General features: G+C 68.2%; 22 protein-coding genes. 18 read left to right on the top strand and 4 right to left on the bottom strand.

Going from position 1 to position 25,238, the window contains the following annotated elements; genetic code table 11:
• The first annotated feature begins 205 nt into the window (after positions 1 to 205).
• The 11 genes from AB0H61_RS03175 to pdxS all read left to right on the top strand — a co-directional run bounded on the left by AB0H61_RS03175 (position 206) and on the right by pdxS (position 14,691).
• Positions 206 to 2,413: a bifunctional SulP family inorganic anion transporter/carbonic anhydrase gene (locus tag AB0H61_RS03175; protein WP_357298541.1), complete on the top strand. Its 2,208-nt coding sequence runs from the start codon at positions 206 to 208 to the stop codon at positions 2,411 to 2,413.
• A 312-nt stretch (positions 2,414 to 2,725) separates the two neighbouring features.
• The gene (locus tag AB0H61_RS03170) at positions 2,726 to 4,969 is read left to right on the top strand and encodes a bifunctional SulP family inorganic anion transporter/carbonic anhydrase (protein WP_357298539.1); all 2,244 of its coding nucleotides are present in this window, start codon (positions 2,726 to 2,728) and stop codon (positions 4,967 to 4,969) included.
• A gap of 144 nt (positions 4,970 to 5,113) precedes the next feature.
• Positions 5,114 to 5,545, top strand: coding sequence for a TIGR02611 family protein (locus tag AB0H61_RS03165; protein ID WP_357298536.1), 432 nt, complete (start codon positions 5,114 to 5,116; stop codon positions 5,543 to 5,545).
• On the top strand, positions 5,542 to 6,222 hold the full coding sequence (locus AB0H61_RS03160) for a (2Fe-2S)-binding protein (RefSeq protein WP_357298534.1): 681 nt from the start codon (positions 5,542 to 5,544) through the stop codon (positions 6,220 to 6,222). The genes AB0H61_RS03165 and AB0H61_RS03160 overlap by 4 nt, the downstream gene beginning before the upstream one ends.
• A gap of 311 nt (positions 6,223 to 6,533) precedes the next feature.
• Entirely contained in the window at positions 6,534 to 8,594 is a 2,061-nt protein-coding gene (gene thrS, locus AB0H61_RS03155) for a threonine--tRNA ligase (RefSeq protein WP_357298531.1), read from the top strand.
• Positions 8,591 to 9,181: an HIT domain-containing protein gene (locus AB0H61_RS03150; protein ID WP_357298529.1), complete on the top strand. Its 591-nt coding sequence runs from the start codon at positions 8,591 to 8,593 to the stop codon at positions 9,179 to 9,181. Before thrS ends, AB0H61_RS03150 begins: the two co-directional genes overlap by 4 nt.
• 156 nt (positions 9,182 to 9,337) lie before the next feature.
• A complete protein-coding gene (gene pgsA, locus AB0H61_RS03145; protein ID WP_357298528.1) occupies positions 9,338 to 10,033 on the top strand; it encodes a phosphatidylinositol phosphate synthase in 696 nt (231 codons plus the stop codon).
• A gap of 88 nt (positions 10,034 to 10,121) precedes the next feature.
• Positions 10,122 to 11,102: a phosphatidylinositol mannoside acyltransferase gene (locus AB0H61_RS03140; RefSeq protein WP_357298527.1), complete on the top strand. Its 981-nt coding sequence runs from the start codon at positions 10,122 to 10,124 to the stop codon at positions 11,100 to 11,102.
• Positions 11,099 to 12,223: a glycosyltransferase family 4 protein gene (locus AB0H61_RS03135; protein ID WP_357298526.1), complete on the top strand. Its 1,125-nt coding sequence runs from the start codon at positions 11,099 to 11,101 to the stop codon at positions 12,221 to 12,223. Before AB0H61_RS03140 ends, AB0H61_RS03135 begins: the two co-directional genes overlap by 4 nt.
• Positions 12,223 to 13,266 carry an NUDIX domain-containing protein gene (locus tag AB0H61_RS03130; RefSeq protein ID WP_357299832.1) on the top strand — a complete coding sequence of 348 codons (1,044 nt, stop codon included), beginning with the start codon at positions 12,223 to 12,225 and terminating at the stop codon, positions 13,264 to 13,266. The genes AB0H61_RS03135 and AB0H61_RS03130 overlap by 1 nt, the downstream gene beginning before the upstream one ends.
• Before the next feature lie 504 nt (positions 13,267 to 13,770).
• Complete coding sequence (gene pdxS, locus AB0H61_RS03125) at positions 13,771 to 14,691, top strand: pyridoxal 5'-phosphate synthase lyase subunit PdxS (RefSeq protein WP_357298524.1); 921 nt, start codon at positions 13,771 to 13,773, stop codon at positions 14,689 to 14,691.
• Between the two features lie 98 nt (positions 14,692 to 14,789).
• On the opposite strand, the gene AB0H61_RS03120 is transcribed toward pdxS, so the two are convergent.
• Together AB0H61_RS03120 and AB0H61_RS03115 are read right to left on the bottom strand one after the other, a co-directional pair.
• On the bottom strand, positions 14,790 to 15,431 hold the full coding sequence (locus tag AB0H61_RS03120) for a response regulator transcription factor (protein ID WP_357298522.1): 642 nt from the start codon (positions 15,429 to 15,431) through the stop codon (positions 14,790 to 14,792).
• A complete protein-coding gene (locus tag AB0H61_RS03115; RefSeq protein ID WP_357298519.1) occupies positions 15,428 to 16,594 on the bottom strand; it encodes a sensor histidine kinase in 1,167 nt (388 codons plus the stop codon). The genes AB0H61_RS03120 and AB0H61_RS03115 overlap by 4 nt, the downstream gene beginning before the upstream one ends.
• A 136-nt stretch (positions 16,595 to 16,730) precedes the next feature.
• Between AB0H61_RS03115 and AB0H61_RS03110 the strand changes: the two genes are divergently transcribed.
• The 6 genes from AB0H61_RS03110 (at position 16,731) to AB0H61_RS03085 (ending at position 21,415) form a co-directional block, all read left to right on the top strand.
• Positions 16,731 to 17,312, top strand: a complete 582-nt coding sequence (locus AB0H61_RS03110; protein WP_357298517.1) for a hypothetical protein — start codon at positions 16,731 to 16,733, stop codon at positions 17,310 to 17,312.
• Between the two features lie 65 nt (positions 17,313 to 17,377).
• A complete protein-coding gene (locus AB0H61_RS03105; protein WP_357298515.1) occupies positions 17,378 to 18,268 on the top strand; it encodes a LysR substrate-binding domain-containing protein in 891 nt (296 codons plus the stop codon).
• Between the two features lie 171 nt (positions 18,269 to 18,439).
• Positions 18,440 to 18,934 carry a hypothetical protein gene (locus AB0H61_RS03100; RefSeq protein ID WP_357298513.1) on the top strand — a complete coding sequence of 165 codons (495 nt, stop codon included), beginning with the start codon at positions 18,440 to 18,442 and terminating at the stop codon, positions 18,932 to 18,934.
• A gap of 89 nt (positions 18,935 to 19,023) precedes the next feature.
• Positions 19,024 to 19,404, top strand: a complete 381-nt coding sequence (locus tag AB0H61_RS03095) for an SDR family NAD(P)-dependent oxidoreductase (RefSeq protein WP_357298511.1) — start codon at positions 19,024 to 19,026, stop codon at positions 19,402 to 19,404.
• A 62-nt stretch (positions 19,405 to 19,466) separates the two neighbouring features.
• A complete protein-coding gene (locus AB0H61_RS03090) occupies positions 19,467 to 20,108 on the top strand; it encodes a hypothetical protein (RefSeq protein WP_357298509.1) in 642 nt (213 codons plus the stop codon).
• Positions 20,105 to 21,415: a nucleotidyl transferase AbiEii/AbiGii toxin family protein gene (locus AB0H61_RS03085; protein WP_357298507.1), complete on the top strand. Its 1,311-nt coding sequence runs from the start codon at positions 20,105 to 20,107 to the stop codon at positions 21,413 to 21,415. The genes AB0H61_RS03090 and AB0H61_RS03085 overlap by 4 nt, the downstream gene beginning before the upstream one ends.
• A gap of 373 nt (positions 21,416 to 21,788) precedes the next feature.
• Here the strand turns inward: AB0H61_RS03085 and AB0H61_RS03080 are convergent, their stop codons facing one another.
• Positions 21,789 to 22,415 carry a hypothetical protein gene (locus tag AB0H61_RS03080; protein WP_357298505.1) on the bottom strand — a complete coding sequence of 209 codons (627 nt, stop codon included), beginning with the start codon at positions 22,413 to 22,415 and terminating at the stop codon, positions 21,789 to 21,791.
• Between the two features lie 118 nt (positions 22,416 to 22,533).
• Between AB0H61_RS03080 and AB0H61_RS03075 the strand changes: the two genes are divergently transcribed.
• The gene (locus AB0H61_RS03075; RefSeq protein WP_357298504.1) at positions 22,534 to 23,355 is read left to right on the top strand and encodes an acyl-CoA thioesterase II; all 822 of its coding nucleotides are present in this window, start codon (positions 22,534 to 22,536) and stop codon (positions 23,353 to 23,355) included.
• Positions 23,356 to 23,468: 113 nt separating this feature from the next.
• Here AB0H61_RS03075 and AB0H61_RS03070 read toward each other — a convergent pair whose 3' ends face one another.
• Positions 23,469 to 25,160, bottom strand: a complete 1,692-nt coding sequence (locus AB0H61_RS03070; RefSeq protein ID WP_357299829.1) for an APC family permease — start codon at positions 25,158 to 25,160, stop codon at positions 23,469 to 23,471.
• Positions 25,161 to 25,238 lie beyond the last annotated feature (78 nt).

Here is a 25,238-nt window from a genome sequence, read left to right as displayed (position 1 = left end):
TCGAGTCACAGTTTGGTAGCGGTTATCGGTGTTTCCGCCCAAAGCTTTCCGCATGCTTTGCGAAGTCTTTACCATTGCGGAGACCTCTGCGTCACGGGTCACTCTCCACCGGGGCTTCCGCTTCGCCCGCCGCTCGCTTTCGATGCCAGAACATGTTTGACCGATGAACCGGATCGGCTTCCCGCCGAGACGGCGAAGGAGAAATATGTCCACCGACACCGATCCCGCACCACGGACGTCGCGGCTACACGCCGTACTACACCACGATGCACCCGCTTCGATCGTGGTTTTCCTTGTCGCCCTTCCCCTTTCGCTGGGCATCGCGGTCGCCTCCGGCGCGCCGGTCGCCGCCGGTCTGATCGCCGCCGTGATCGGCGGCGCGGTGGCCGGATTGCTCGGCGGTTCGGCGGTACAGGTCAGCGGGCCGACCGCCGGCCTCACCGTCATCGTCGCCGAGAGCGTGCACCATTTCGGTTGGGCGGCCACATGTTTCATCACCGTGGGTGCGGGGGTGCTGCAGATCCTGTTCGGATTGAGCCGGGTGGCTCGCGGCGCGCTGGCCATCGCACCGGTGGTGGTACACGCGATGCTGGCGGGTATCGGCGTCATCATCGCGCTACAGCAGCTGCATGTGCTGCTCGGCGGCAATTCGCTGAGTTCGTCGTATCAGAGCCTGACCCAGCTGCCGCACCAGTTGATGTCGGTACATTACGGCGACCTGTGCATCGGGCTGGTGGTCATCATCATCCTGATCGCGTGGAAGTTTCTGCCGCGCCGGGTGCGGGTGGTGCCGGGACCGCTGGTCGCGGTGCTGGTGGCGACGGTGCTGTCGCTGATGCTGCCGACGCATGTGGAGCGACTCGTGCTGAACGGCTCGCTGTTCGAGTCGATCGGCCTGCCCGCGATTCCGCGGGGCGGCTGGTTCACGGTGGCGGTCACCATGGTGACGGTCGCGTTGATCGCCAGCGTGGAGACGCTGCTGTCGGCGGTCGCCGTCGACAAGGCGCGCCCGGGCAGTCGCACGAACTTCGATCGCGAGCTGGTCGGACAGGGGGCCGCGAATGTCACCTCGGGGCTGCTCGGCGGCCTGCCGATCGCCGCGGTGATCGTCCGCAGCATCACCAATGCGAATGCCGGTGCCCAGACCAGGGCCGCGACCGTCCTGCACGGGGTGTGGATCCTGCTGTTCGCGGTGGCGCTGGCGGGCCTGGTGCAGCAGATTCCCAAGGCGGCGCTGGCCGGGTTGCTCATTCTGATCGGGGTGCAGTTGGTGAAGCTGGCGCATATCCGGCTGGCCCGGCGCAATGGCGATCTGTTCGTCTATCTGGCCACCGTGATCGGCGTGGTGTTCTGGAATCTGTTGCTGGGCATGGTGATCGGGCTGGTGCTATCGTTCGCGCTGCTGCTGTGGCGGGTGGTCCGGGTGACGATCATCGCCGAACCCGCGGCTTCGGCGCTGCGCTGGGTGGTGACGGTCGACGGAACCTGCACCTTCCTCGCCTTGCCGAAGTTGACCGCAGAACTCGCCAAAGTTCCTGCGGGCCTGCCAGTTATGGTGCAGCTGGCGGTGGATTTCCTCGATCACGCCTCCTATGAGCTGATCACCGAATGGGCCAGGCGGCGCGAATCAGACGGCGGCACCGTCGATTTCGTCGAGATCGGCACCGCGCGGATGGCCACCGCGGTGGCGGGCCCGCCGGAGCGCGGTCATTCGCGCCAGGTGCTCGACGAGGTGATCGGGCCGTGGCGGCGCAGCGGGAACCGGGAGGATTCGATCGCCGCGGGAATCGCGGCCTACCACCGCGGTCACGCGCATTTGATGCGTCCGCACCTGGACGGTCTGCGCCACCGCCCCGACGCCGACTCCTTTTTCCTGACCTGCGCGGACGCGCGGATCGTGCCGAATGTGATCACCAATAGCGGCCCGGGGGATCTGTTCACCGTGCGCAATGTCGGCAATCTGGTGCCGGTCGGTGGCAGTGATGTCTCGGTCGAGGCCGCGTTGATCTACGCGCTGGAGAAGTTGGATGTGCGGGCGGTGGTGGTGTGCGGGCACTCCGGCTGCGGGGCGATGGAAGCGCTGCACCGCGAGGTGCGAGCCGGGCCGGGGTTGGGCGACTGGTTGGCACATGCGCGGCCGAGCCTGGACCGGTACCGGCTCGGGCATCCGGTGGCCGAGGCGGCGGCTCTCGCCGGATTCGGCGAGGTGGACCAGTTGGGGATGGTGAATGTGGCGCTGCAACTGGAGACGCTGCACGCTTATCCGGCCGTGCGTCGTGGCGTGGAGGAGCGGGGGGTGGCGGTATCGGGCCTGTTCTTCGATCTGGCGACGGCCAGGGTGATCGAGGTGACGGTCGACGGGATCGCCGAGTTCGATGATGGCAGGACCCGTGTCGCGGCCGGGCCGGTCTAGCCGCCCGCGGTCGGGCCGGAATGGCCGGTCCGACAGCACAATTCGGCTGCCGTGTGGGGAGTCTCACACCGGCCGCTCGCTATGGTGCCCGGCACTCCTCGGGAACTTCTCAGGTTTTGCTAAGTCTTTACCAATAGCCTTGATCTGGTTTACATCTCGGCCCACCGCTGTGTCGGGAACTGCTTCACCGCGAGATGCCGGTTCGCGGTCTATTGCCCTGCAGGACATGTTGATCGTCAACCGACCTCGGTGCCGTGCCGCCCGAAGCCATCCACTTCGGGACAGCGTCGCCGAGTCGGCGAAGGAGAAGTCATGGTTGTCGAGAACGATCTCGCCCCACCGTCGTCAGCGCCCGAAAACCGTGCTGCCACAGCACTGTCCGATCGCCTGACATCCATTCTGCGTCACGATCTGCCTGCTTCGATCGTGGTCTTCCTGGTCGCGCTGCCGCTATCGCTCGGCATCGCCGTCGCCTCCGGCGCGCCCGTCGCCGCCGGCCTGATCGCCGCCGTCATCGGCGGTATCGTCGCCGGTCTGCTCGGCGGCTCCCTCCTACAGGTCAGCGGTCCGGCCGCGGGCCTGACGGTGGTCGTCGCCGAGTCCATCGACAAATTCGGTTGGCGTGTAACCGGTTTCATAGTTGTTGCCGCAGGCGTGCTCCAGATCCTGTTCGGGCTCAGCCGCATTGCCAGGGCGGCCCTCGCCGTCGCGCCCGTGGTGGTGCACGCGATGCTGGCTGGTATCGGTATCACCATTGCGCTGCAACAGATTCACGTGCTGCTCGGCGGTTCCTCGCACAGCTCGGCGTGGAACAACCTCACCGAATTGCCCGGCCAGCTGATGTCGCTGCACGGCGGCGACGCGTTCGTCGGCGGCGTGGTCATCGCGATCATGCTGGGCTGGCGCTACGTCCCGGCCAAGATCCGGGTGATCCCGGGTCCGCTGGTCGCGGTGCTGGCGGGCACGGTGCTCGCGATGGTGCTGCCGACCGGTGCGGAGCGAATCGTGTTGAGCGGCTCGCTCTTCGACGCCATCGGACTGCCACAGATCCCGGACGGCGGCTGGTCCGCGGTCGCGGTCATGGTGCTGACCATCGCGCTCATCGCCAGCGTCGAGAGCCTGCTCTCGGCGGTCGCGGTGGACAAGATGCACACCGGCACCCGCACCAACTTCGACCGTGAACTCATCGGCCAGGGCTCGGCCAATGTGCTCTCCGGCTTACTCGGCGGCTTGCCCGTGACGGGTGTGATCGTCCGCAGTGCCACCAACGTGCAGGCGGGTGCCCGTAGCCGGGCCTCGGCGGTGCTGCATGGGCTGTGGATCCTGATCTTCTCGGTGGCGCTGGTCGGTTTGGTCGAGCAGATCCCGAAGGCGGCGCTGGCGGGTCTGCTGATCGTGATCGGCGTGCAGCTGGTGAAGCTGGCCCACATCAAGATGGCCCGGCGGACTGGCGACCTGCTGGTCTATGCGGTGACGGTGCTCGGCGTGGTGTTCCTGAACCTGCTCGAAGGCGTCATCATCGGGCTGGTGCTGGCCTTCGGTCTGCTGCTGTGGCGGGTGGTGCGGGTCGCCATCGTCGCCAAGCAGATTCCGGCGTCACAGCGGTGGCTGATCACCATCGACGGGTCCTGCACCTTCCTGGCGCTGCCGAAGCTCTCGGCCGAGTTCGCGAAAGTACCCGCCGACGCCGATGTCACTGTCGAGATGACGGTGGACTTCCTGGACCACGCCGCCTTCGAGGCCATCGAGGAGTGGGTGCGCCAGCAGGAAAGTAACGGCGGCAGTGTCGATTTCGTCGAGATCGGCAGTGCGCGGATGGCCAACGCGGCGGCCGGACCGCCCGCGCGCGGCTTCGGCCGGGCGGTGTTCGAGGAAATCCTGGGCCCGTGGCGGCGGGAGGACCGGCACCCTGATCCGGTTGCGGCGGGCGTCGCCGCCTACCACCGCAGCCACGCCCACGTGGTGCGCCCGCACCTGGACGAGCTGCGCGATAAGCAGGACCCGGATTCGTTCTTCCTGACCTGCGCCGATTCGCGGGTGGTGCCGAACGTCATCACCAACAGCGGTCCTGGTGACCTGTTCACCGTGCGCAATGTGGGAAACCTGGTGCCCGCGGCGGGTGACGCGTCGGTGGAGGCGGCGCTGCTGTTCGCGCTGCAGGAACTGAACGTGCGCTCCATCGTGGTCTGTGGCCACTCGTCCTGCGGCGCCATGGCCGCACTGCACTCCGGTGCCCAGGCGGACCCCGGGATCAGCAGCTGGCTCGCACACGCCCAGTCCAGCCTGGACCGGTTCCGGCTCGACCATCCGGTGGCGATCGCGGCACGGTCCGCCGGATTCGGCGAAGTGGACCAGCTGAGCATGGTGAATGTGGCGGTGCAGCTGGAGACGTTGCACCGGCATCCGGCGGTGCGCGCCGCGGTGGTCGAACGTGGTGTCACGGTGTCGGGGCTGTTCTTCGATATCGCCAGCGCCCGGGTCATCGAAGTCACCGTGGACGGGCTGGCCCACATCGATGACAACGCGGGACAGCGGGCGATACCCGAACTCGTCTGACCGCATGCGCCCTATCCCGTCCGGCTCACCCGCGCCGGGCGGGATGGGTGCGGGCGGGCAGCGGCAGCGGCGAGGCGGGTTTCTCCGTGTTTGCCAGCGGCCGAGTCGCATCCGAGGTCCCGCGCGCCTCGTAGGCTGGCGGTTGTGAGTACGGAGCTTGACCCGAGACCGACGACACCGCCGTCCGGATGGCGCGCCTTCCGTACCGGGGTGTCCGCGCGTCCTACGCTGAACCTCGCCTACCGGATCGGGGTCGCGGTCATCGGCATCGCGGTGCTGATCCTGGGAATTCTCGCGATTCCCTACCCCGGACCCGGCTGGGCGATCGTGTTCGCCGGACTCGGCATCCTCGCCACCGAATTCGCCTGGGCGCGCCACGCGCTGGGCTGGCTGCGGGGCAAGTATCGGCAGGGCATGGCCTGGTTCTCGGCGCGAGGTCTGGCCATGCGGGCGTTCGCGGCGATAGCTACTGCGTTGCTGGTCATTGCGACGCTCTGGGTTCTCGGCACATTCGGGATGATCGGCGGCTGGATCGGAGTCGAATCGGAATGGTTACGCAGTCCCCTCGCACGGTGAATTCCGTCCCGGGAAACACCCTCACCGAGCCCGAGTGGCTGACCGCACGGATCGCGGAGATGGGGCAGTCCTGGGGCACCGCCTCGCTCCGCATCGCGGGCACGCTGTGGTGGTGCATGGTGGCCTCGGCGCTGGTCGAACAGCTCGCGCGGGCCTACGCCGAGGGGACGCCCGCGCCGGAACCGGCGCTGGATCGCCTCGACTGCGAGGTCCGGCCGGATGGCGGTATCGAACGCGTCCACATCCTGCCCGCCCCGCGACCGGATGCCGCGGCGAGCGGAGACGCCTCGGATGACGAGGGAACCACCGCGCCCCGTGCGACCGGGCCGCGTGACCCCGGCGCCATCGCACTGCACGACACTCTCGCCACGGTGATTCCACCGGTGGCGGCGGTCTCGGGTGCGGGGATTGCCGCGCTCTGGGCGATCGCCGCCGACGCCATCGGCAACCGTGCCCTCGATGCCGGCGTCCCCGAGGCGGGCACTCAACTGGCCACCGAGGTGGGCGGCAGACTTCCGGTACCGCGCTTCGTCGAGATCGAAGGACGCACCTTCGTCCGCCGCATCTCCTGCTGCCTGGTCTTCGAGGTTCCCGGCTGCGAGATGTGCACCAGCTGCCCTAAACGCCCTGCCGCCGAACGCACCTCGCTGCTGGAGAAACTCGCTTCGGAAAGCTGAGCGGCGCGAAGGCCGCACCGCCTTCGTCGCGGGGCCGCGTTCGTCGCCGAGCTGCGATACACGCCACACGGCGCCGGGAGTGCCCACGCACCGGGCTGATCGGCGGCGCCGGCGGGCGTTCGATGCCGGGAACCGCCACCGCTGCACCCGATGGCGTGCGGGAACGTCGGACCGGCGACGCGGCGGGGGCGGTCCATCGGCACGTGCCCGTCACCGTCCCGATAGCATGGTCGCGCCGGTGCAAAACGTGACCGGACGATGACGCGTGCGGGAAAGACCCGCCCACGAGAAACGCCAAGGAGTGCGCTGCCGTGACCACCTCAGCCCCCATCAGCCCAGCTGCCCTCGTCCGGGTGCCGGCCGGGACTACGGCGGGCGCCGCGGTGCGGGAGGCGGGCCTGCCGACCAAGGGGCCGGACACCATCGTCGTGGTGCGCGACGCCGAGGGCGCGCTGAAGGATCTGTCCTGGATCCCCGACGTCGACGTCGAGGTGGAGCCGGTCGCGGCCGATACCGAGGACGGCCGCAGCGTGATCCGGCATTCGGCCGCACATGTGCTGGCGCAGGCGGTGCAGCAGGAGTTCCCCGAGGCCAAGCTGGGCATCGGCCCGCCCGTCAAGGACGGCTTCTACTACGACTTCCAGGTCGAGCGCCCCTTCACCCCGGAGGATCTGGCCAAGCTGGAATCCCGGATGAAGAAGATCGTGAAGGGCGCGCAGCGCTTCTCGCGGCGTGTGGTCGAGGTCGAGGATGCGCGCGTCGAGCTGGCCAAGGAGCCGTTCAAGCTGGAGCTGATCAGCGACAAGTCCGGCATCGATGACCCGGAGGTCATGGAGGTCGGCGGTAAAGAGCTGACCATCTACGACAACCTGGATCCGCGCACCGGCGAGAAGGTCTGGGGCGATCTGTGCCGCGGCCCGCACATCCCGACCACCAAGTTCATCCCCGCTTTCAAGCTGACCCGCAGTTCCGCCGCCTACTGGCGCGGCGATCAGGACCGCGAGGACCTCCAGCGCATCTACGGCACCGCCTGGGAGTCCCAGGAGGCGATGGACGAGTACTTGCACCTGCTCGCAGAGGCGGAGCGCCGCGACCACCGCAAGCTGGGCCTCGAGCTGGATCTGTTCAGCTTCCCGGATGAGCTCGGCTCCGGTCTGCCGGTGTTCCACCCCAAGGGCGGCATCATCCGCAAGGAGCTCGAGGAGTACTCGCGCCGCCGCCACGTGGCCGCGGGCTACGAGTTCGTCAACACCCCGCACATCACCAAGGGCCACCTGTTCGAGGTCTCCGGCCACCTGGACTGGTACCGCGACGGCATGTTCCCGGCGATGCATCTGGACGCCGAGCTGAATGACGACGGCACCGTCCGCAAGCCCGGCCAGGACTACTACGTCAAGCCGATGAACTGCCCGATGCACAATCTGATCTTCCGCGCCCGCGGCCGGTCCTACCGAGAGCTGCCGATGCGGCTGTTCGAATTCGGGTCGGTCTACCGCTACGAGAAGTCCGGCGTGGTCCACGGCCTGACCCGGGTGCGCGGCATGACCCAGGACGACGCGCACATCTACTGCACCAAGGAGCAGATGCACGCGGAGCTGACCAGCACCCTGCAGTTCGTGCTCGACCTGCTCAAGGACTACGGCCTCGACGACTTCTACCTGGAGCTGTCCACCAAGGACCCGAAGAAGTTCGTCGGCTCCGAGGAGGTCTGGGACGAGGCCACCGAAACCCTGTCCGAGGTTGCCTCGGCCTCCGGTCTGGAACTGGTCCCGGATCCGGGCGGCGCCGCTTTCTACGGCCCGAAGATCTCGGTGCAGGCCAAGGACGCGCTGGGCCGTACCTGGCAGATGTCCACCATCCAGTTGGACTTCAATCTGCCGGAGCGGTTCAACCTGGAGTACACCGCCTCCGACGGCACCAAGCAGCGGCCGGTCATGATCCACCGCGCGCTCTTCGGCTCCATCGAACGCTTCTTCGGCGTGCTCACCGAGCATTACGCGGGCGCCTTCCCGGCCTGGCTCTCGCCGGTCCAGGTGGTCGGCATCCCGGTCGCGGAAGCCTTTGCGCCGCACCTGGATCGAGTGATCGAGCAGCTGCACGACGCGGGCATCCGCGCCCAGGTGGACCGCAGCGACGACCGGATGCAGAAGAAGATCTTCAACAACACCGCGCAGAAGGTGCCGTTCATGCTCCTGGCCGGCGAGCGGGATGTGAACGCGGGCGCGGTGAGCTTCCGCTTCCGGGACGGTACCCAGGTCAACGGCGTGCCGGTGGCCGACGCGGTCGCCACCGTGGTGCAGTGGATCGCCCATCGCGAGAACGCCTCACCGACGGCGGAGGGTTTCGAGATCGTGTCGGCGGGGACGGTATGAGCGAGCGTACGGTGTCCGAACCGATCAACGGCACCGCGAACGAGGACAGCATCGTGGATCGAGGCCCGGGTGAACCCGATCGGCTGCAACGGCTCTGGACGCCGTACCGGATGTCCTATATCGCCGAGGCGGCCACCATCCGCCCTGCGGCGGACGCCACCGGGCACCCGTTCACCGATATCCCGAAGATGTCCGACGAGGACGGCCTGATCATCGCTCGCGGCGAGCTGGTCTACGCCGTGCTCAACCTCTACCCCTACAACCCGGGGCACATGATGGTCGTGCCCTATCGCCGGGTGGCCAACCTGGAAGACCTCACCGACGCCGAGAGCGCCGAATTGATGGCCTTCACCCAGCGCGCCATCCGGGTGATGAAGAGTGTGTCCAGGCCGCACGGTTTCAATGTCGGCCTCAATCTCGGTGGGGTGGCGGGCGGTTCGCTCGCCGACCACCTGCACCAGCACATCGTGCCGCGCTGGGGTGGCGACGCGAACTTCATCACCGTCGTCGGCGGGGTGAAGGTGATGCCGCAGCTACTCCGGGAGACGCGGGCGCTGCTCGCGGCGGCCTGGAAGGAGGCGGAGTGAGCGACAATCGCGCAGCCGCGCTCATCGGAGCCGACCGGGTGCGGGTGTCCCGCATGGCACAGCAGGAGGCGGAGTGAGCGACAATCGCGCAGCCGCGCTCATCGGAGCCGACCGGGTGCGGGTGTCCCGCACAGCGCAGAAGGAAGCGGAATAGAAGTGCTGAGCTTCTTCGGCCGCGAGACGTTCGCGAAAGCGACTGCGCCGCTGGGCAAGGCGTTGGTCAAGACCGGGCTCACCCCCGACGCCGTGACCGTCATCGGCACTACCGCCTCGATCGCGGCCGCGGTCACCCTGTTCCCGACCGGACATCTGTTCTGGGGGACCATGGTGATCTGGCTGTTCGTCATGTTCGACATGCTCGACGGCGCGATGGCCAGGGCCCGCGGCGGCGGCACGAAATACGGTGCGGTGCTCGACGCGACCTGCGATCGAGTGGCCGACGGCGCCATCTTCGGCGGGCTGGCCTGGTGGGCCGTGTACCACGAGCACAGCAAGCCGTTGTTCTTCGCGACCCTGGTGGTGCTGGTGACCTCGCAGGTCATCTCCTACGCCAAGGCGCGCGCCGAGGCCAGCGGGCTGTCGGCGGACGGCGGGCTCATCGAGCGGCCGGACCGGCTGATCATCGTGCTCGTCGGTGCGGGCTTCACCGGCATCGGCGGCTATTGGGGCATCGAATGGCTCACCTGGGCGGTGCATGTCGCGATGTGGATCCTCGCGGTGCTGAGCATCGTGACGGTCTTCCAGCGGGTGCTTGCGGTCCGCAGTTCGCCCGGCGCCCGGGATGTGATTCCGCCCGCGCGGCCGCAGAACCCGGCCGCGGGGACCGCGGATCCGGCGGGGCAGCCGTCGTGATCGCACCGCGTTTCGGCACAGGGAAATCGGCCGGAACGACCGGCACGAGACGGGCCGGAGCATCCGGCGCGACGGGAGGATTCGGGGGATGACCGACATCAAGTCCGCGCTGACGGACCGGGCGTACGCGGCCGGGTGGCGTCTGGTGCGGGCGCTGCCGGAGTCCACGTCACGGCGCGTATTCGACTGGGGCGGTGACCGTGCCGCCGCTCGGGCCAATAAGGCGTTTCGCGCGGGCGGTCCACCGAATCAGCTGCGGCGCAATCTCGCCCGGGTGTTGGGCGTCCCACCGGAGCGGGTGCCCGACGACCTGATCCGGGCGAGTATGCGTTCGTATGCGCGGTATTGGCGCGAAGCCTTCCGGCTGCCGACGATGGACCATGCGGCGTTGACCGGTTCGCCCGTGGAGGGGGTGGAGAACCTCGATGCCGCGATCGCGCAAGGGCGAGGCGTGGTCCTCGCACTGCCGCATTCCGGGAACTGGGATGCGGCGGGGGTCTGGCTGGTGCACCATCACGGCGGCTTGGCGACCGTGGCGGAACGGCTGAAGCCGGAATCGCTGTTCGAACGTTTCGTCGCCTACCGCGAGAGCCTCGGATTCGAGGTGTTTCCGCTGACCGGCGGTGAGCAGCCGCCGTTCGCGCTGCTGGCGGCCCGGCTCCGGGAGAACAAGGTGGTCTGCCTGATGGGGGAGCGCGACCTGACCGGCAAGGGTGTTCCGGTGACCATGTACGGGGAGCGCACCTGGCTGCCCGCCGGTGCGGCCAAACTGGCCATCGAGACCGGCGCGGCGCTGATCCCGGTGCACGTCTGGTTCACGGTAGATGCCGACGGCCGTGAGGGCTGGGGGATGAAGACCGAGGCGCCGCTGGATGTTTCGGGCGGCATTGCCGCCGCGACCCAGGCCTTGGCCGACCGATTCGCGGCGAATATCGCCGCGCATCCGGCGGATTGGCACATGCTGCAACCGCAGTGGGAAAGCGATCTGTCCGAGGCGCGGCTGGCCCGGATCGCCGAGGCACGGCGCGTCGACCGCGGCGAGGGCGTCGACCAGGAGGCCACGCCGTGAAAATCGGGATGGTGTGCCCGTATTCGTTCGATGTTCCCGGCGGTGTGCAGGCTCATGTGGTCGAGTTGGCCAGGGTGTTCATCGAACGCGGGCACAAGGTGAGCGTGCTGGCGCCCGCGTCCGAGGGGACGCCGCTACCGGACTTCGTGGTGTCGGCGGGCCGGGCCGTCGCGATCCCCTACAACGGGTCGGTGGCCCGGCTCTCCTTCGGACCCATGGCCTACACCAGGATTCGGCGTTGGATCGACGGCAACGACTTCGATGTGCTGCATATCCACGAGCCCAACGCGCCGAGTCTGTCCATGCTGGCCCTCAAGATCGCCGAGGGCCCGATCGTCGCGACCTTCCACACCTCGACCACGAAGTCGCTGGTGTTGAGCACCTTTCAGGGGGTGCTGCGGCCCTATCACGAGAAGATCAGCGGCCGGATCGCGGTCTCCGAGCTGGCCAGGCGCTGGCAGGTGGAGGCGCTCGGCTCGGACGCCGTGGAAATCCCGAACGGGGTCGACGTGCCCGCCTTCGCGCGGGCGCCGATGCTGCCGGGCTACCCGCGAAAGGGCCGGACGGTGCTGTTCCTCGGCCGCTACGACGAGCCGCGCAAGGGGATGGCGGTGCTGCTGGGCGCGCTGCCGGATCTGGTGCGTAACCATCCGGATCTGGAGGTTCTGATCGTCGGGCGCGGCGACGAGGAGCGCCTGCGCCGCGAGGCGGGCCCGCTCGCCGGACATCTGCGGTTCCTCGGCCAGGTCTCGGATGAGGAGAAGGCCTCGGCGATGCGATGCGCGGATGTCTACGTGGCGCCCAATCTCGGCGGGGAGAGCTTCGGCATCATTCTGATCGAGGCGATGGCCGCCGGAACGCCCGTGGTGGCCAGCGAATTGGATGCCTTCCGCCGGGTGCTCCGCGACGGGACCGCGGGCATCCTGGTGCCGGTGGGCGATTCGGCAGGGTTGGCCGCGGCCATCGAGACCGTGCTCACCGATGAACGGCGGCGCGCGGCATTGGTCAGGACCGCCGCGCAGGTGGTCGGCGAGTACGACTGGCCGGTGGTGGCCGAACAGATCCTGCGGGTCTACGAAACCGTCACCGTCGGCGATATCAGGGTGCGGGCCGCCGGATGATCACCTTCTCCGCCACCACGGTCCTCGTCCTCGCGCTGATCGCGGCGGTGATCGTCGCGATCGGACTGTGGGCCTACTCGACCGCCAACCGGCTGGACCGGCTGCACGTGCGTTCCGATCAGTCCTGGCAGGCACTGGAGGGTGCGCTGGCCCGGCGGGCGGTGGTGGCCCGCTCGGTCGCGATGGCGATCGCGGGACCGGTCTCCGATCCGGCGCTGGCCGATCAGGCCAAACAGCTCACCGCGCTGGCGGGTCGAGCCGAGCGGGCGGGGCGGGCGGACCGCGAGACGGTCGAGAACCAGCTTTCCGCGGCACTGTCGGGGATCGATATCGCCCTGCTGCGTCCGCAATTGGTCGCCGAGCTCGCCGATGCCGAGGCCAGGGTGCTGATCGCCCGCCGTTTCCACAATGACGCGGTGCGCGACACGCTGGCGCTGCGCACCCGCCGCCCGGTCCGCATCCTGCACCTCGGCGGCACCGCGCCGCTGCCCACCTATTTCGAGATCACCGAACGGGCCACGCCGGCCGCCTCGACCGGGCTCGCGGTGGACACCATCCGCACCTCGGCGCGGGTGGTGCTGTTGGACGAGCGGGATCGGGTACTGCTGATGCGCGGTCACGATCCCAACACCCCGGAAGATTCGTTCTGGTTCACCATCGGCGGCGGCGTGGATCCGGGGGAGACCTTGCGCGGCGCCGCGGTGCGCGAACTGTGGGAGGAGACCGGGCACACCGCCGATCCGGCCACCCTGCGCGGGCCGCTGTGGCGCCGGGTCGCGGTCTTCCCGTTCAACGGTGAGCTGATTCGCGCGGAGGAGCTGTTCTTCGTGCTGCGGGTGGCCGCCTACGAACCCGAGCCGGGAAATCTGACCGCCGTGGAGCGACGCTCCATTACCGGCCACAAGTGGTGTACCGCGGCCGATATCGTGGCGCTCGACGCGTCGGGTGAAACGGTCTACCCGTACCACTTGGAGCAATTGCTCGACGAGGCCGCCGCGGCCGCGTCCAACACCGCCGACCTCGAGGTGCGTTCCATCCGCTGACGCGCGGATCCTGTTTGACCCTGTGATGTGCTTCACGAACGTGCTAGCTTCGTGACTGGATTGCGGCCCCGGGGGTAGTCCGGTGCCGATGCTCCACATTGCCGTGGGGCGGTCCCGTTCAGGTGTGTGGAGGTAGCTAGTTCATGTCGTACCTGCTGTTCGATTTCCTTTTGCCGATTCTCGGCCCCTCGGCCGCGGAGTACTGGGCCCAGTTGCTGGTCGTCGATCCGATCTGAGGTAGACCCGGCGCGGTCCGGGTGACGGGCGAATCGATTGGCGGACAAGCGGATTCGCCCGGTGCTTACCGGATTGCGTTGTGGTCGCTCGCTGGGGCCGCGGTAGCGTCGCCGCTGGCGGATCCGGGTCCAGTCGGGCGTGATACGCCGTGTCCGGTGCGGACACGCCGAGGTGACCAGACCAGTGGTCCGCAACTGGCTATCAAGTGGCTTTCTGGGCACGCCTAGAATTGGGTCGATTTCCATCCGCGCGACCCGATTGGCGCCAATGACTCAGGAGTTTGCCGTGACCACGCCCGAATCCACCAACACCGTCGGCACCGCCCGCGTGAAGCGCGGCATGGCCGAGATGCTCAAGGGTGGGGTGATCATGGACGTCGTCACCCCCGAGCAGGCCAAGATCGCGGAAGACGCGGGCGCTGTCGCGGTGATGGCGCTGGAGCGCGTTCCGGCCGATATCCGCGCCCAGGGCGGCGTCTCCCGGATGAGCGACCCGGACATGATCGACGGCATCATCTCCGCTGTCTCCATCCCGGTCATGGCCAAGGCCCGGATCGGTCACTTCGTGGAGGCCCAGATCCTGCAGAGCCTCGGCGTCGACTACATCGACGAGTCGGAGGTGCTGACCCCCGCCGACTACGCCAACCACATCGACAAGTGGAACTTCACCGTGCCCTTCGTCTGTGGCGCCACCAACCTGGGTGAGGCGCTGCGCCGTATCACCGAGGGCGCCGCCATGATCCGCTCGAAGGGTGAGGCGGGCACCGGCGATGTGTCCAACGCCACCACCCACATGCGCCAGATCCGCCAGGAGCTCCGCAAGCTGTCGTCGCTGCCCGCCGACGAGCTCTACGTCGCGGCCAAGGAGTTGCAGGCGCCGTACGAGCTGGTGCGCGAGGTCGCCGAGACCGGCAAGCTCCCGGTCGTGCTGTTCACCGCCGGTGGCATCGCCACCCCGGCCGACGCCGCCATGATGATGCAGCTCGGCGCCGAAGGCGTCTTCGTCGGGTCGGGCATCTTCAAGTCCGGCAACCCGGCCGAGCGCGCCGCGGCCATCGTCAAGGCCACCACCTTCTACGACGACCCGGACGTGCTGGCCAAGGTGTCGCGCGGTCTGGGTGAGGCCATGGTCGGCATCAATGTCGAGGAGATCGCGCAGCCGCACCGGCTCGCCGAGCGCGGTTGGTGACCCCGCCTCCCTCGCGGTAGATCCGAACGACCTCCGGCGTGAAGCCGGAGGTCGTTCGCGTTTTCGGAACTGGTTCCGCGCCGTGACCGTCCCGCGTGTCAGCGCAGTCCGTGCTCGTGCGCGTAGATGGCGGCCTGGGTGCGATCGCGAACTCCGAGGCGGTTCAAGATGCTCGATACGTGATTCTTCACCGTGCCCTCGCTGAGGTACAGCGTGCGCGCGATCTCTCGATTGGCGGCGCCCCGGGCCACCAGCCGCAGCACATCGGTCTCCCGTTCGGTCAGCTCGATCGCGTGCGGCGCCGTGCGAGTTCGGACGAGCGCTGCCAATCGGCCGGAGACGGCTGCGGAATATTGGTCGACGCCGGCGTGCGCGAGTCGCACCGCCTGCGCGAGCTCGGCCGCCGGAAGATCCTTGAGCAGGTAGCCGCAGGCTCCCGCATGCAATGCGCGGATGATGTACTCGTCGTCGTCGAAGGTGGTCAGGATCAGCACCCTGGTCTGTCCGCGGAGCCGCGCTGCCGCCTCGACGCCGTCCACCTCGGGCATGCGCACGTCCATGAGGATCACGTCGGGGGTCAGCCGCGCGGCGAGTTCCAGTGCCTGGGAACCACTCTCGGCGGTGCCGACGACATCGATCCCGTGCTGCAGCGCCAGCAATGCGGCGATACCTTCGCGGACGAGGCGCTCATCGTCGGCGATGAGCACCCGGACCGGGGGCGCGGCCTCGTCGCGGGTCATGCTGCCGCCGGGATGGTAGCGACCAATCGGGTACCGGTGCTTCCGGTGGTGATCTCGACCGAGCCGCCCAGCAGAGCGAGGCGTTGGCGCATCCCGGTCAGCCCTTGGCCCTCGGATGATCCCTGCGCGAAACCCGTTCCGTTATCGGCGATATCGAGGGTGCCCGCGGTCGCGGTGAGTGTTACGCGGATGGTGACCGCGGTGGCGGCAGCATGTCTGCGGGCATTGGTCAAGGCTTCCTGGGCCGCTAGATACAGTGCGAGCCTGGCGGGCTCGCGCACCTGCTGTTCGGTCCCGGAGAGTTCGACGGTGATCGCGAAAGCGCTGTCGTCGAGACGGGTCACCAGGGCCCGCAGGGCGGCGGCAAGGGTGAAGCCGGTGTCGTCCGCACGCAGCGCGCCGACCGCGTGGCGGACTTCGGTGAGGGCGCGGCGGGTCGAGGCCCGGCTCTCGGCGAGGGCCTGGTCCGCGACGGCGGCATCGATGGGGCGATAGGCGGCGGCCTTCTCCAGCTGGATGGCGGTGACGACCAGATGGTGGCCGACGGTGTCGTGAATATCGCGGGCCAGCCGGTTGCGTTCTGCGAGGGTCGCCAAAGACGTGGCCTGGTCGGCATATTCGCGCAACCTGCGGTGGGCGTCGGAGAGTTCGGCGAGCAATGACTCGGCGCGCTCCCTCCCGGCCTCCTCGCGTCGGGCGATGACCGCGATCGCGAGGGCGAACACCACACCCACCGCCAGCATCAGCAGATCCGAGAGGGTCTCCGCATCCCGGCGCAACTCCGCGTGGGCGCCGACGAGCGCGTCCGCCAGCAGCGGTCCGCCCGCGCCCAGCGCGAACGCGACCCGTGGTCCGAGAGAGAAATAGGCGGTCAGCGGGATGAGCACGAACAGGACTTTCGCATTGCCCGCGGGGTCCAGTGCTGTGATGACCGTGTACAACACGACACGCGCCGCCAGCCCAGAGATGGCGGTGACTCGGGTTCCCCACCGAGGAGATTCGGCGAATTCGAGACCACCGGCGAGGGCCAGCGCGCCGACGAAGCCGATCGTCTGCCACCCTCCCGCCCGGCCCGTGCCGGTCCACGCGACGGCTAGACCGGCCAGCAGCACCGACAGATAGAGAAAATCCGCCACCCAGGTCAGCGTGCGCGGTCGAAACATGTCCCGAGCGTAGGGGCGGACCGCGCTCCCGGGCCATCCGAGGCGGGGAATGTAGCCGAAGGTCATGGGTCGCGGGGCACTTACCCCGGTGACCACCGGATTCCTAACGTCGGGGTCACCGAGGAAAGGAACTGATATGGATATCCGTTCACTGCTGCGCCTCAGCGCTGTCGCGGGACTGATCTGCGGCGGCGCCATCGCACTCGCCGGACTGACCGAACTGGCCGTTGGCCACAAGACCGGCATCACCTCCGTGCTCAACGGCGGCGCGGTCCCCTTCGGAATCGGCTTTCTGGTGGGGCTGTACCTGTGGCAGCGCGAACATCTCGGCCGCTTCGGTGCGGTGGCCTTCATCATGCAATTCCTGGGCTTCGGTTACTTCGCCGGTGTCGCCTTCGCGCGAAACTTCGTCCTGCTGTACCTCGACCGTCCCGTGGTCGACGAATTATTGGACAGCCCAGCGCGGTTCGCCTTCCTCGCGACCGCGATAACCGCGCTGGCCGGAACCCTGCTGTTCGGTGCGGCCCTGCTCCGCGGCGCCGAGTTACCCCGTCCGGCGCTGGGACTGTATGCGGTCGGGCTGTCGCTGCTGTGCCTCACCTTCCTGCTGCCCGCACCGCTCGTGCGGATCGGTCACCTCGCCGCTGGCGCGGGCATGGTATGGCTGGCACTGACGGTGCTGCGGTCTGCCGTGCGCGCACGGGCAGCGGCTCAGTAGAGCAGCGGCCCTACTGTGCCGCATATTTCAGTGCGCGGTCGGGGACTGCCGGTAGCGTCGAGCGGGTGGAGTTGCGGCAGTTGCGGTACTTCGTGGTGCTCGCTGAGGAGTTGCATTTTCGGCGGGCGGCCGAGCGGTTGTTCGTGTCGACGCCGACGCTGAGTCAGCAGATCAAAGTGCTGGAGCGGGAAATGGGTGGGCCGCTGCTGGTTCGGGCGCCGCGAGTGGCTTTGACGGCGGCGGGGGAGGCGCTGTTCCGCGGCGGGAAGGATGTGCTGCGAATGGTGGACGAGGTGGTGCGAGAGACTCGCCGCGCCACCGCCGCCCGTGCGCCGGTGCTGCGCTTCGGGCTGTTGAACGGTGTTCCGCCCTGGTTGCCCGCGCTCCTGGAAGAGCTGCTGCGGCAGTGTCTTCCCGGCATCGGCATGGTCCTGACCGGTGGTACCACGGCCCATCAGCTGCGACTACTCGACGCGGACGAGGTGGATCTGGCGTTGGTGCGCACGCCGGTGCGGCTCCCGGATCGCTTCGCCCAGCAACCCGTCGCCCGTGAGGAACTCGGGGTGCTGATGGCGACCGCGCATCCGCTGGCCGCGCGGGATGAACTCGACGCCGCGGATCTCACCGGCCACGAACTCGTCCTGTTCGCCAGGGAATCCGCCGCCGGGCTGCACGACGCGCTGCTGGCGACCCTGCGCGAGCACGGCGCCGAGGTATGCCTCAGCGACAGCGCCATGGGACATGCGCAGATGCTGGCGGTCCTGCCCTTGCGGCCCACCATGATCGGGCTCGGCTCAGTACGTGCCGCCGCCGCGCCGGGCCTGGTCTGGCGACCGCTGCGCGATGCGCCCTTGAGGGTCACCTACGCCGTCGTGTGGCCCACCGGTACCCGCAATCCCGCGGTCCGGGCGCTGGTCGCGGACCTGGCGCGAAAACCGTTGGGCGAACCCGTCTGACCGCCGATCCGAGACTCTTCGGGGTGGCACACAGTTGTCTTACCGTTCCCACAGATCCGCTGGATAGCTTCGTGATCCGGTGCCGTGGACACCCGGCGACACCGTCGCGGGCGGTCGTGGTGGGCACTGCCCCGGGGGCATCGGACCGACACGAACGCAAAGGACGAGCAGTTGAAGCTTCGTAAGACCGGACGAATCGCGATCGCGGGCCTTGCGGTAGCCGCCGCGTTGAGCATGACCGCCTGTGGCAGCGACGACAAGTCGAGTGACGCCAAGCCGACTCGCACCACCACCAGCGCCAAAGCCGCCGCGGCCAACCTGCCGCCGGTCCCGACCCCGGCTCAGATCAACGCGGATCTACAGAAGGCGCTCGATCCGAGCATCCCCGCATCGGAGAAGCTGGAGTTGGTGCAGGGCGTCGAGGCCGACCCGGATCTGCCGAACCGGTTGGCCGAGGCCTACAAGTCCACCGACGCGAAGGTGGAGATCACCGAGGTGACCGCATTCGGCGACACTATCAACGCGAAGGCGAAGCTGATCTTCAACGGCCAGGAAAACATGGCCGACGTGCCGTTCGTCGCCGAGAACGGTAAGTGGAAGGTGCAGAAGGCCTGGGCCTGCCAGATGCTGACCACCATGGGTCAGCAGTCGGTCGCCTGCAGCTGAGGTCATGACGTGCGGTGTTAGCTCGATGCTAACGCGAATTCGGAAGTGCGACATGGACCTACCGCCCACGCGGATGGTCGGGTGGATTCATGACCACAACCCGCAGTCCCGAACGCGTCGTCATCATCGGCGGTAGTTCCGGCATGGGCCTCGCGCTGGCGTCGGCCCTCATCGCCGACGGTGCCGAGGTCACCATTGCGGGCCGGTCCGCCGACCGGCTCGCCGCCGCGCAACACGCGGTGCCCGGTGGCCCCGGCGCCCTCCGCGCAGTCACCGCCGACATCACCAGCGAGGCCGATCTGGAGCGGCTCTTCGCCGAGGCCGACACGGTGGATCACGTGGTGACCACCGGCGGGCCGCCACCGCGATGCTTGGCGCAGATCGCGCACTCACTCCCCACGCGGGACGACACTACTCACGACAGTGGTCGATGGTCCGGGCAACGTGCCCAATGCCTCTCGGTGGAATAGGGTCGTCTTCGTCGGCGAAAATGCGCGCGACAAAGAGTTCGGCTGTTTGCGAGCATGTTCCGATGACAGCGTTGTTCCGAGGTGAGTTCGAAGCGCACATCACCGTTCGTGCCGAAGGCCGGGCGGGAGTGGCCGCGCTCGACGAGTATGCCGCGGCGCGTGGCTTGAAGTTCACCCACATCGTGCTCGCGCGGGGGCGGGTGTGCGATCAGCCGATGCTGACCGTACAACGCGCCGGAACCATTGCGCAGGTGCGCGATTCGGTCGACGATCTGGTCGAGGAGGTACGGGCGGCCGGGTTCGCGGTGGTGCGGGTGAAGGTCGAGGCGACACCGTGGGCGGAGGGCGTTCCGGTGCGTGATCACGAGGCCGTGGCGCTCGGGCCGGGGTATTACTTCGAACACCATCTCAAACTGTTGCTGGAATCGCCGTCGGAAGAGCTTGTCGCGGTGGCGATCGCGCACGCCGCGCATCTCTCGGACAACGCTCGGCGGGTTCGGCCGGACGGCCGAGGGGAGCGCTTTGTCACCCAGCGGTGCCGTCTGGTGGGTGACCTGACCGCGCAGGCCCGGCTCGACGCGCTCGTCGCCGAGCTGAAAGCGGCTCCGTACGAAGTACTTTCGATCGAGCGTGAGTTCGTGGTCTATGACAGCGACGAATCGATCGATGCGGGATGGATCAGCGCGGAAGGGGAGACGTCGTGACCGAGTCGTGGGAGAAGTTCCCGTTCGGGCCGTGGAAGGAGACGGCGGTGGTGCCCGGCGCCGCACCTTCGGAGCAGATGCGTACGCGGCTGGGGCTGCCGCGTACGCTACGGCCGGTCGAGGCGGCCGGGGTGGTGCAACGGCCCATATTCGATCCGTCGGTGCAGCATCACACCCGGGCGATGCGGTTGAGCGAGCCGCATTTCACGGATCCGGATATCGCCGCCCGGTGGTACGCGGCCCGGCGTGACGCACTGGACTGTGTGCTCGCCGCGGTGGCCGGATCGCCGTGGTCACGGCACCTGGTGTTGCGCGGCAGTGTTCTGCTGCGCGCCTGGTTCGGCACTGCGGCGCGGGAGCCCGGCGACGTGGATTTCCTTGTGGTGCCGCAGGATTGGCAGCTGGGTTCCGAGCGCACCCAGGAGATGTTCGACGATCTCGGCGCCCGGGCGCAGGCCGCGGCCCTGGACAGCGGGATCCGCATTCGGGCCGATGCCGCGGCGGATGACGACATCTGGACCTACAGCCGGGTGCCCGGTCGGCGGCTGGTGCTGCCCTGGACATCCGTGACGCCGGGTGTGCCGCCCGGCTCGGTACAACTCGACTTCGTCTTCAACGAGGCGCTGCCGGAACCGCCGGTTCTCACCGAGGTACCCCGGATCGGTCGCCCCGGCCCGTCCGCCGACCTGTTGACGGCGAGTCCGCAATTGTCGCTGGCCTGGAAGATCCAGTGGCTGACGACCGACTCCTACCCCGAGGGCAAGGATCTCTACGACGCGGTGCTGCTCGCCGAGCATTGTCGGCTACCCGCCGAACTGCTGCGCGCGGTAACGTCCGACGAACTGTTCGATGCGGTTCTGCGCCTGCCGAATTGGGTGTCGGTAATCGAATGGGCGGAGTTCGGCAAGGATTATCCGGACCTCGCCGAGGAACTGGACGCCTTCGTCTGGCGGCTGCTGGTCGCCCTGGCGCCGACCTTCGCCTCGGAGATGTCGGCGCTCTACGAGCCGCTCGCGCAACGCCTCTGGCGGTGGATCGAGCAGGCGCGCGAGGCGCTGACAACGGGTGGACTGCCCGCACTGAAAACGGCGCTCGCGGACTACTCCGTCAGCACCGTCGAACTGCTGGTGCTCACCCGGGAATCGCTCGGCAGCTCCTGTTCGCTGCGCGAAGCCGCCGATATCGTCGCCGAACTGCCCGAATGGCGTGGCACCAGGAGCAAGCTCCGCGGGCGGGTCGACCCACATGTCATCGCCGCGGCCATGACGGCCGGGGCCGGAGCTGGTGACGCGTCAGCGGGGGAGTAGCCCGATGGTGCGGTGCCGACCATATCGTGATCCGATACCGCATCAGTACCTGAGCAAGCTCGGCGAGGGCGTGGGATGTGCGCGCCGACAGCTCTGGTCCCCGAGCTGTTATAGGTCATTCGGATACGCGGATATGCGCATCTACGCATGAAATCTCTCGGATTGGGCGTACCTATTGGGGTTACGCAACCTCCCAAAGCAGCAAGGGCGGGAGAGGTGCCGATTTCACGGCGATTGTCGCACCGACGGTGGTCCAGCGTCGGTCGCAACCGGTCCGTGCCCGGCCCGGCGGTGCGGCTGCCGGCATTCCGGGCGACCCGCGCCGCCATGGATGATGGAGCGGCGGGCGGTCCGGTGAGCAGACCCGGAGGTTCTAGTGGTCGGCCGCGGTCGGCTCTTGCAGCGCGGGGCGTTCCGGATGATCCCACCGCACCGAAAAGGTTGTGACTTCCGGGTTTTCGCGGTGATGTCGGAGCAGGGCTTCGATCGTCCACCGGTCGTCGGGTGGGGTGCGGCGGTGGAGGGCGGGTTCGGACATGTCGAGGCGGATAGTGAGGTCGAAGGGCAGGTCGCGGCCGAGGAGCATCGGGCCCGCCACGATCAGGGTGGTGGCGCCGGGCGCGGTACGGATGGACGCCCGCGCGGAGCGGTCGTTGCGCTCGTCCCAGAGTGCGGGCAGCCAGCGGCCGGTTTCGCGAAGCGCGTCGAGCACCTCGCGCCGCAGCGCGGCATAGTCGAACCACGCGGTGCGGTAGGACATCTCGTCGGTCCGCCCGAATTCGAACCGCAGCGAGGCCGGACGTACGTAGTCGTGTAAGGCGACCACTTCGGCACTGCGACCGAGGTCGCGCAGGGCAGCCACGATCCGCTTCGCCACCACGACCGGTTCGGCCGCGTCGGCCCCGTCTACGGCGATGACGGTGTGGCCGCGACGGTCGAGAACCTCGGCGGTGATCAGCTCGACGAGCCGGTCCTGGGTGATCGCAACGAACTTCGGCACCCACCCATCACAGCAGGCCGGTCCGCGTCCGCCCAGCCGAGGCAGGTCCGGTTGCCACTCGGTCGCGGATCGACCCTCCGAACGGGGCGAATCGGGCGTGGCGGGATACTCTCAGCCCATGGCGACAATCGAAGAGGCACTGGAGATCGAACGCCTCGAGCGTGACATCTTCCGTGGCGCGTCCACGAAGACCCAGCTGCCGCGCACGTTCGGCGGCCAGGTTGCCGGCCAGGCGCTGGTGGCGGCGGTGCGGACCGTGGAGCCGCGTTATCAGGTGCATTCGCTGCACGGGTACTTCCTGCGGCCGGGTAATCCGGAGGAGCGCACGGTCTACCTGGTCGAGCGAATCCGCGACGGCCGCTCCTTCTGTACCCGCCGGGTGACCGGTGTGCAGGACGGCGCCGCGATCTTCACCATGTCCGCCTCATTCCATATCGGCGACGAGGGCCCGGAGCACCAGGACGTGATGCCCGCGGTCCAGCCGCCCGACGATCTGCCGGACGCCCAGACCAGCATGAGCCCGGAGCGGCTCTGGGCGATGCGCGAATGGGAGCACTGGGATATCCGCCCGGTGCCGCAGGAGGAGGTGGCCGTCCGCGACGGCGTCGTCTCCCAGCAGCAGGTCTGGTTCCGCTACCGCCACCCGCTGCCCGACGACCCGCTGTTCCACGTGTGCACCCTCGCCTACATGAGCGATATGACCCTGCTCGGCTCGTCCAAGGTGATCCACCCCGACGAGCCCACCCAGAACGCATCGCTGGATCACGCCATGTGGTTCCTGCGCCCCTTCCGCGCCGACGACTGGCTGCTCTACGACCAGTCCTCCCCATCGGCAGGTTTCGGCCGCGCCCTCACCGGCGGCAAGATCTTCAACCGCCAGGGCGAACTCGTCGCCGCGGTGGTCCAAGAGGGCCTCATCCGCAAACTCCGCGAGGACTGACGTCCAGCACGCCTTGAACAGCGGCGGGGCGGCGGTGCGAGTGTGGCCGACTCGCACCGCCGCGTCATCGTGAGCCTCGGAAGGCTCGTCCGCCTGGACGCGCAGGCGGGGCTTCAGGCCACCTGAACTCGCAGGTGACAGACCACGGTGTCGGTCATTCGGCGGAGTTCGCGCTCGAGCTCGTCGCTGCGGTGGCTGGGTAGGACCCGGTCCCACCCGAGGGGTGGGTCGATTTCGGCGATGACGACGACCTTGCGGCGACCGGGGAAGCTGTCGCGGACATAGCGGGCCACGGGTCCGCCGACGGTGGAGTTGCTGTCTTCCAGGAGGACCAGGCGGACTTCCGGGTGCCACGCCTCCCACGCCTTGGTGAACGCCTTGACTGATTCACCGGGTAGGCAGACGTGCACCGCGACAACATCCTTGCCGATGGACATGGCGGCCGAGAGGGCCTCGCGACTGAGCTCGGAGACCTCCGAGATCGGGACCACGATCGCCGTATCGGTGGGCCGTGGCGGTGCGGGGACCACCCCGATGCCGCGACAGCCGCCGATCCTGGTGTACGCGTTGCGGATTCGTTCCATACCCACCACCAACGCGGGGAGCACCAGCACGATCAGCCAAGCGCCCTCGGTGAACTTCATTGCGGTGGTGACGATCGCGGCGACGAAGGTGAGCACTGCACCGAAGCCGTTCAGTGCGATCCGCCAGCGCCAGCCGCGGTCCCGGGTCAGCCACCAGTGCCGCACCATGCCGGTCTGGGCGATGGTGAAGCCGACGAATACGCCGATTGCGAAGAGCGGCACCAGCGCGTTCATATTGCCTGCGGCGCCGATCAGCAGCGCAGCCGCGCTCAGGCCCAGCGTCAGCACGCCGTAGCGGTACACCTGCCGCGGCGTGCTCACCGCGAACCGGTGCGGCAAACAGTTGTCGTCGGCCAGGATTCGGGTCAATGTCGGCAGCCCGCCATAGGACGTATTGGCCGCCAGCGCGAGCAGGATCACGGTGGCGAATTGCACCACGTAGTAACCCACTCCGTGGCCCAGCGCCGCCTCGGTGAGCTGGGAGAGCACCGTGGTTCCTTCGATAGGCTGCAACGAGAACTTCTCGATAAGGACGGCCAGCCCGATCAGCATGGTGCCCAGCAGCACACCCAGCGCCACCTCGGCCCCCTGTGCTCGCTTCACCTTCGGCGCCTCGAAGCTGGGCACGGCGTTCGCGATCGCCTCGACGCCGGTCAGCGCCGCGCAGCCGCTGGAGAAGGCCTTGAGCAGTAGCAGCACACCGACCGTGTGGATGTCGGAGACAGCCGCCGTTCCGGTGGTGACGGCGGCCGGCTCAGACCGCAGTAGCCCGCCGATGATCACCACGAAGATGCCGACCACGAATACGATCGTCGGCAGCATGAACGCCCGCGCGCTCTCGGTGATGCCGAGCAGATTCAATGCGGTGATGCCGACCAGCACCGCGAGGCATATCCACACCCTGTAGTCGTGCAGCGCCGGAAACGCCGAGGTCAGCGCGGCGACGCCGGCCGCGATGGATACCGCCACATTGAGCACGTAGTCCACAATCAGTGAGGCTGCCGCAACCAGGCTGGTGCGGTGTCCCAGGTGTTTCTTCGCCACCGCATAGGCGCCGCCGCCGTCCGGGAAGGCCGCGATCACTTGGCGGTAGGAGGCGATCAGCACGGTGAGCAGCGCCGCGATCGCGAGGGTCACCGGCAGCGTCATGCCGAGTCCCAGCCCACCCGCGGTGGCCAGAACCAGCACGATGGCTTCCGGGCCGTAGGAGACCGACGCCATGGCGTCCAGGGAAAGCCCCGCCAACCCGGTCGAAACGGTCAATCCACGGCGGGTGGAGGCAGTATTCGCATCTCCGCT

This window comes from Nocardia sp. NPDC050710 (assembly GCF_040654375.1).
Taxonomy (GTDB): Bacteria; Actinomycetota; Actinomycetes; order Mycobacteriales; family Mycobacteriaceae; genus Nocardia.
Note: the sequence above shows the minus strand (reverse complement) of the source record. Positions and strands in the feature narration are given on the sequence as shown.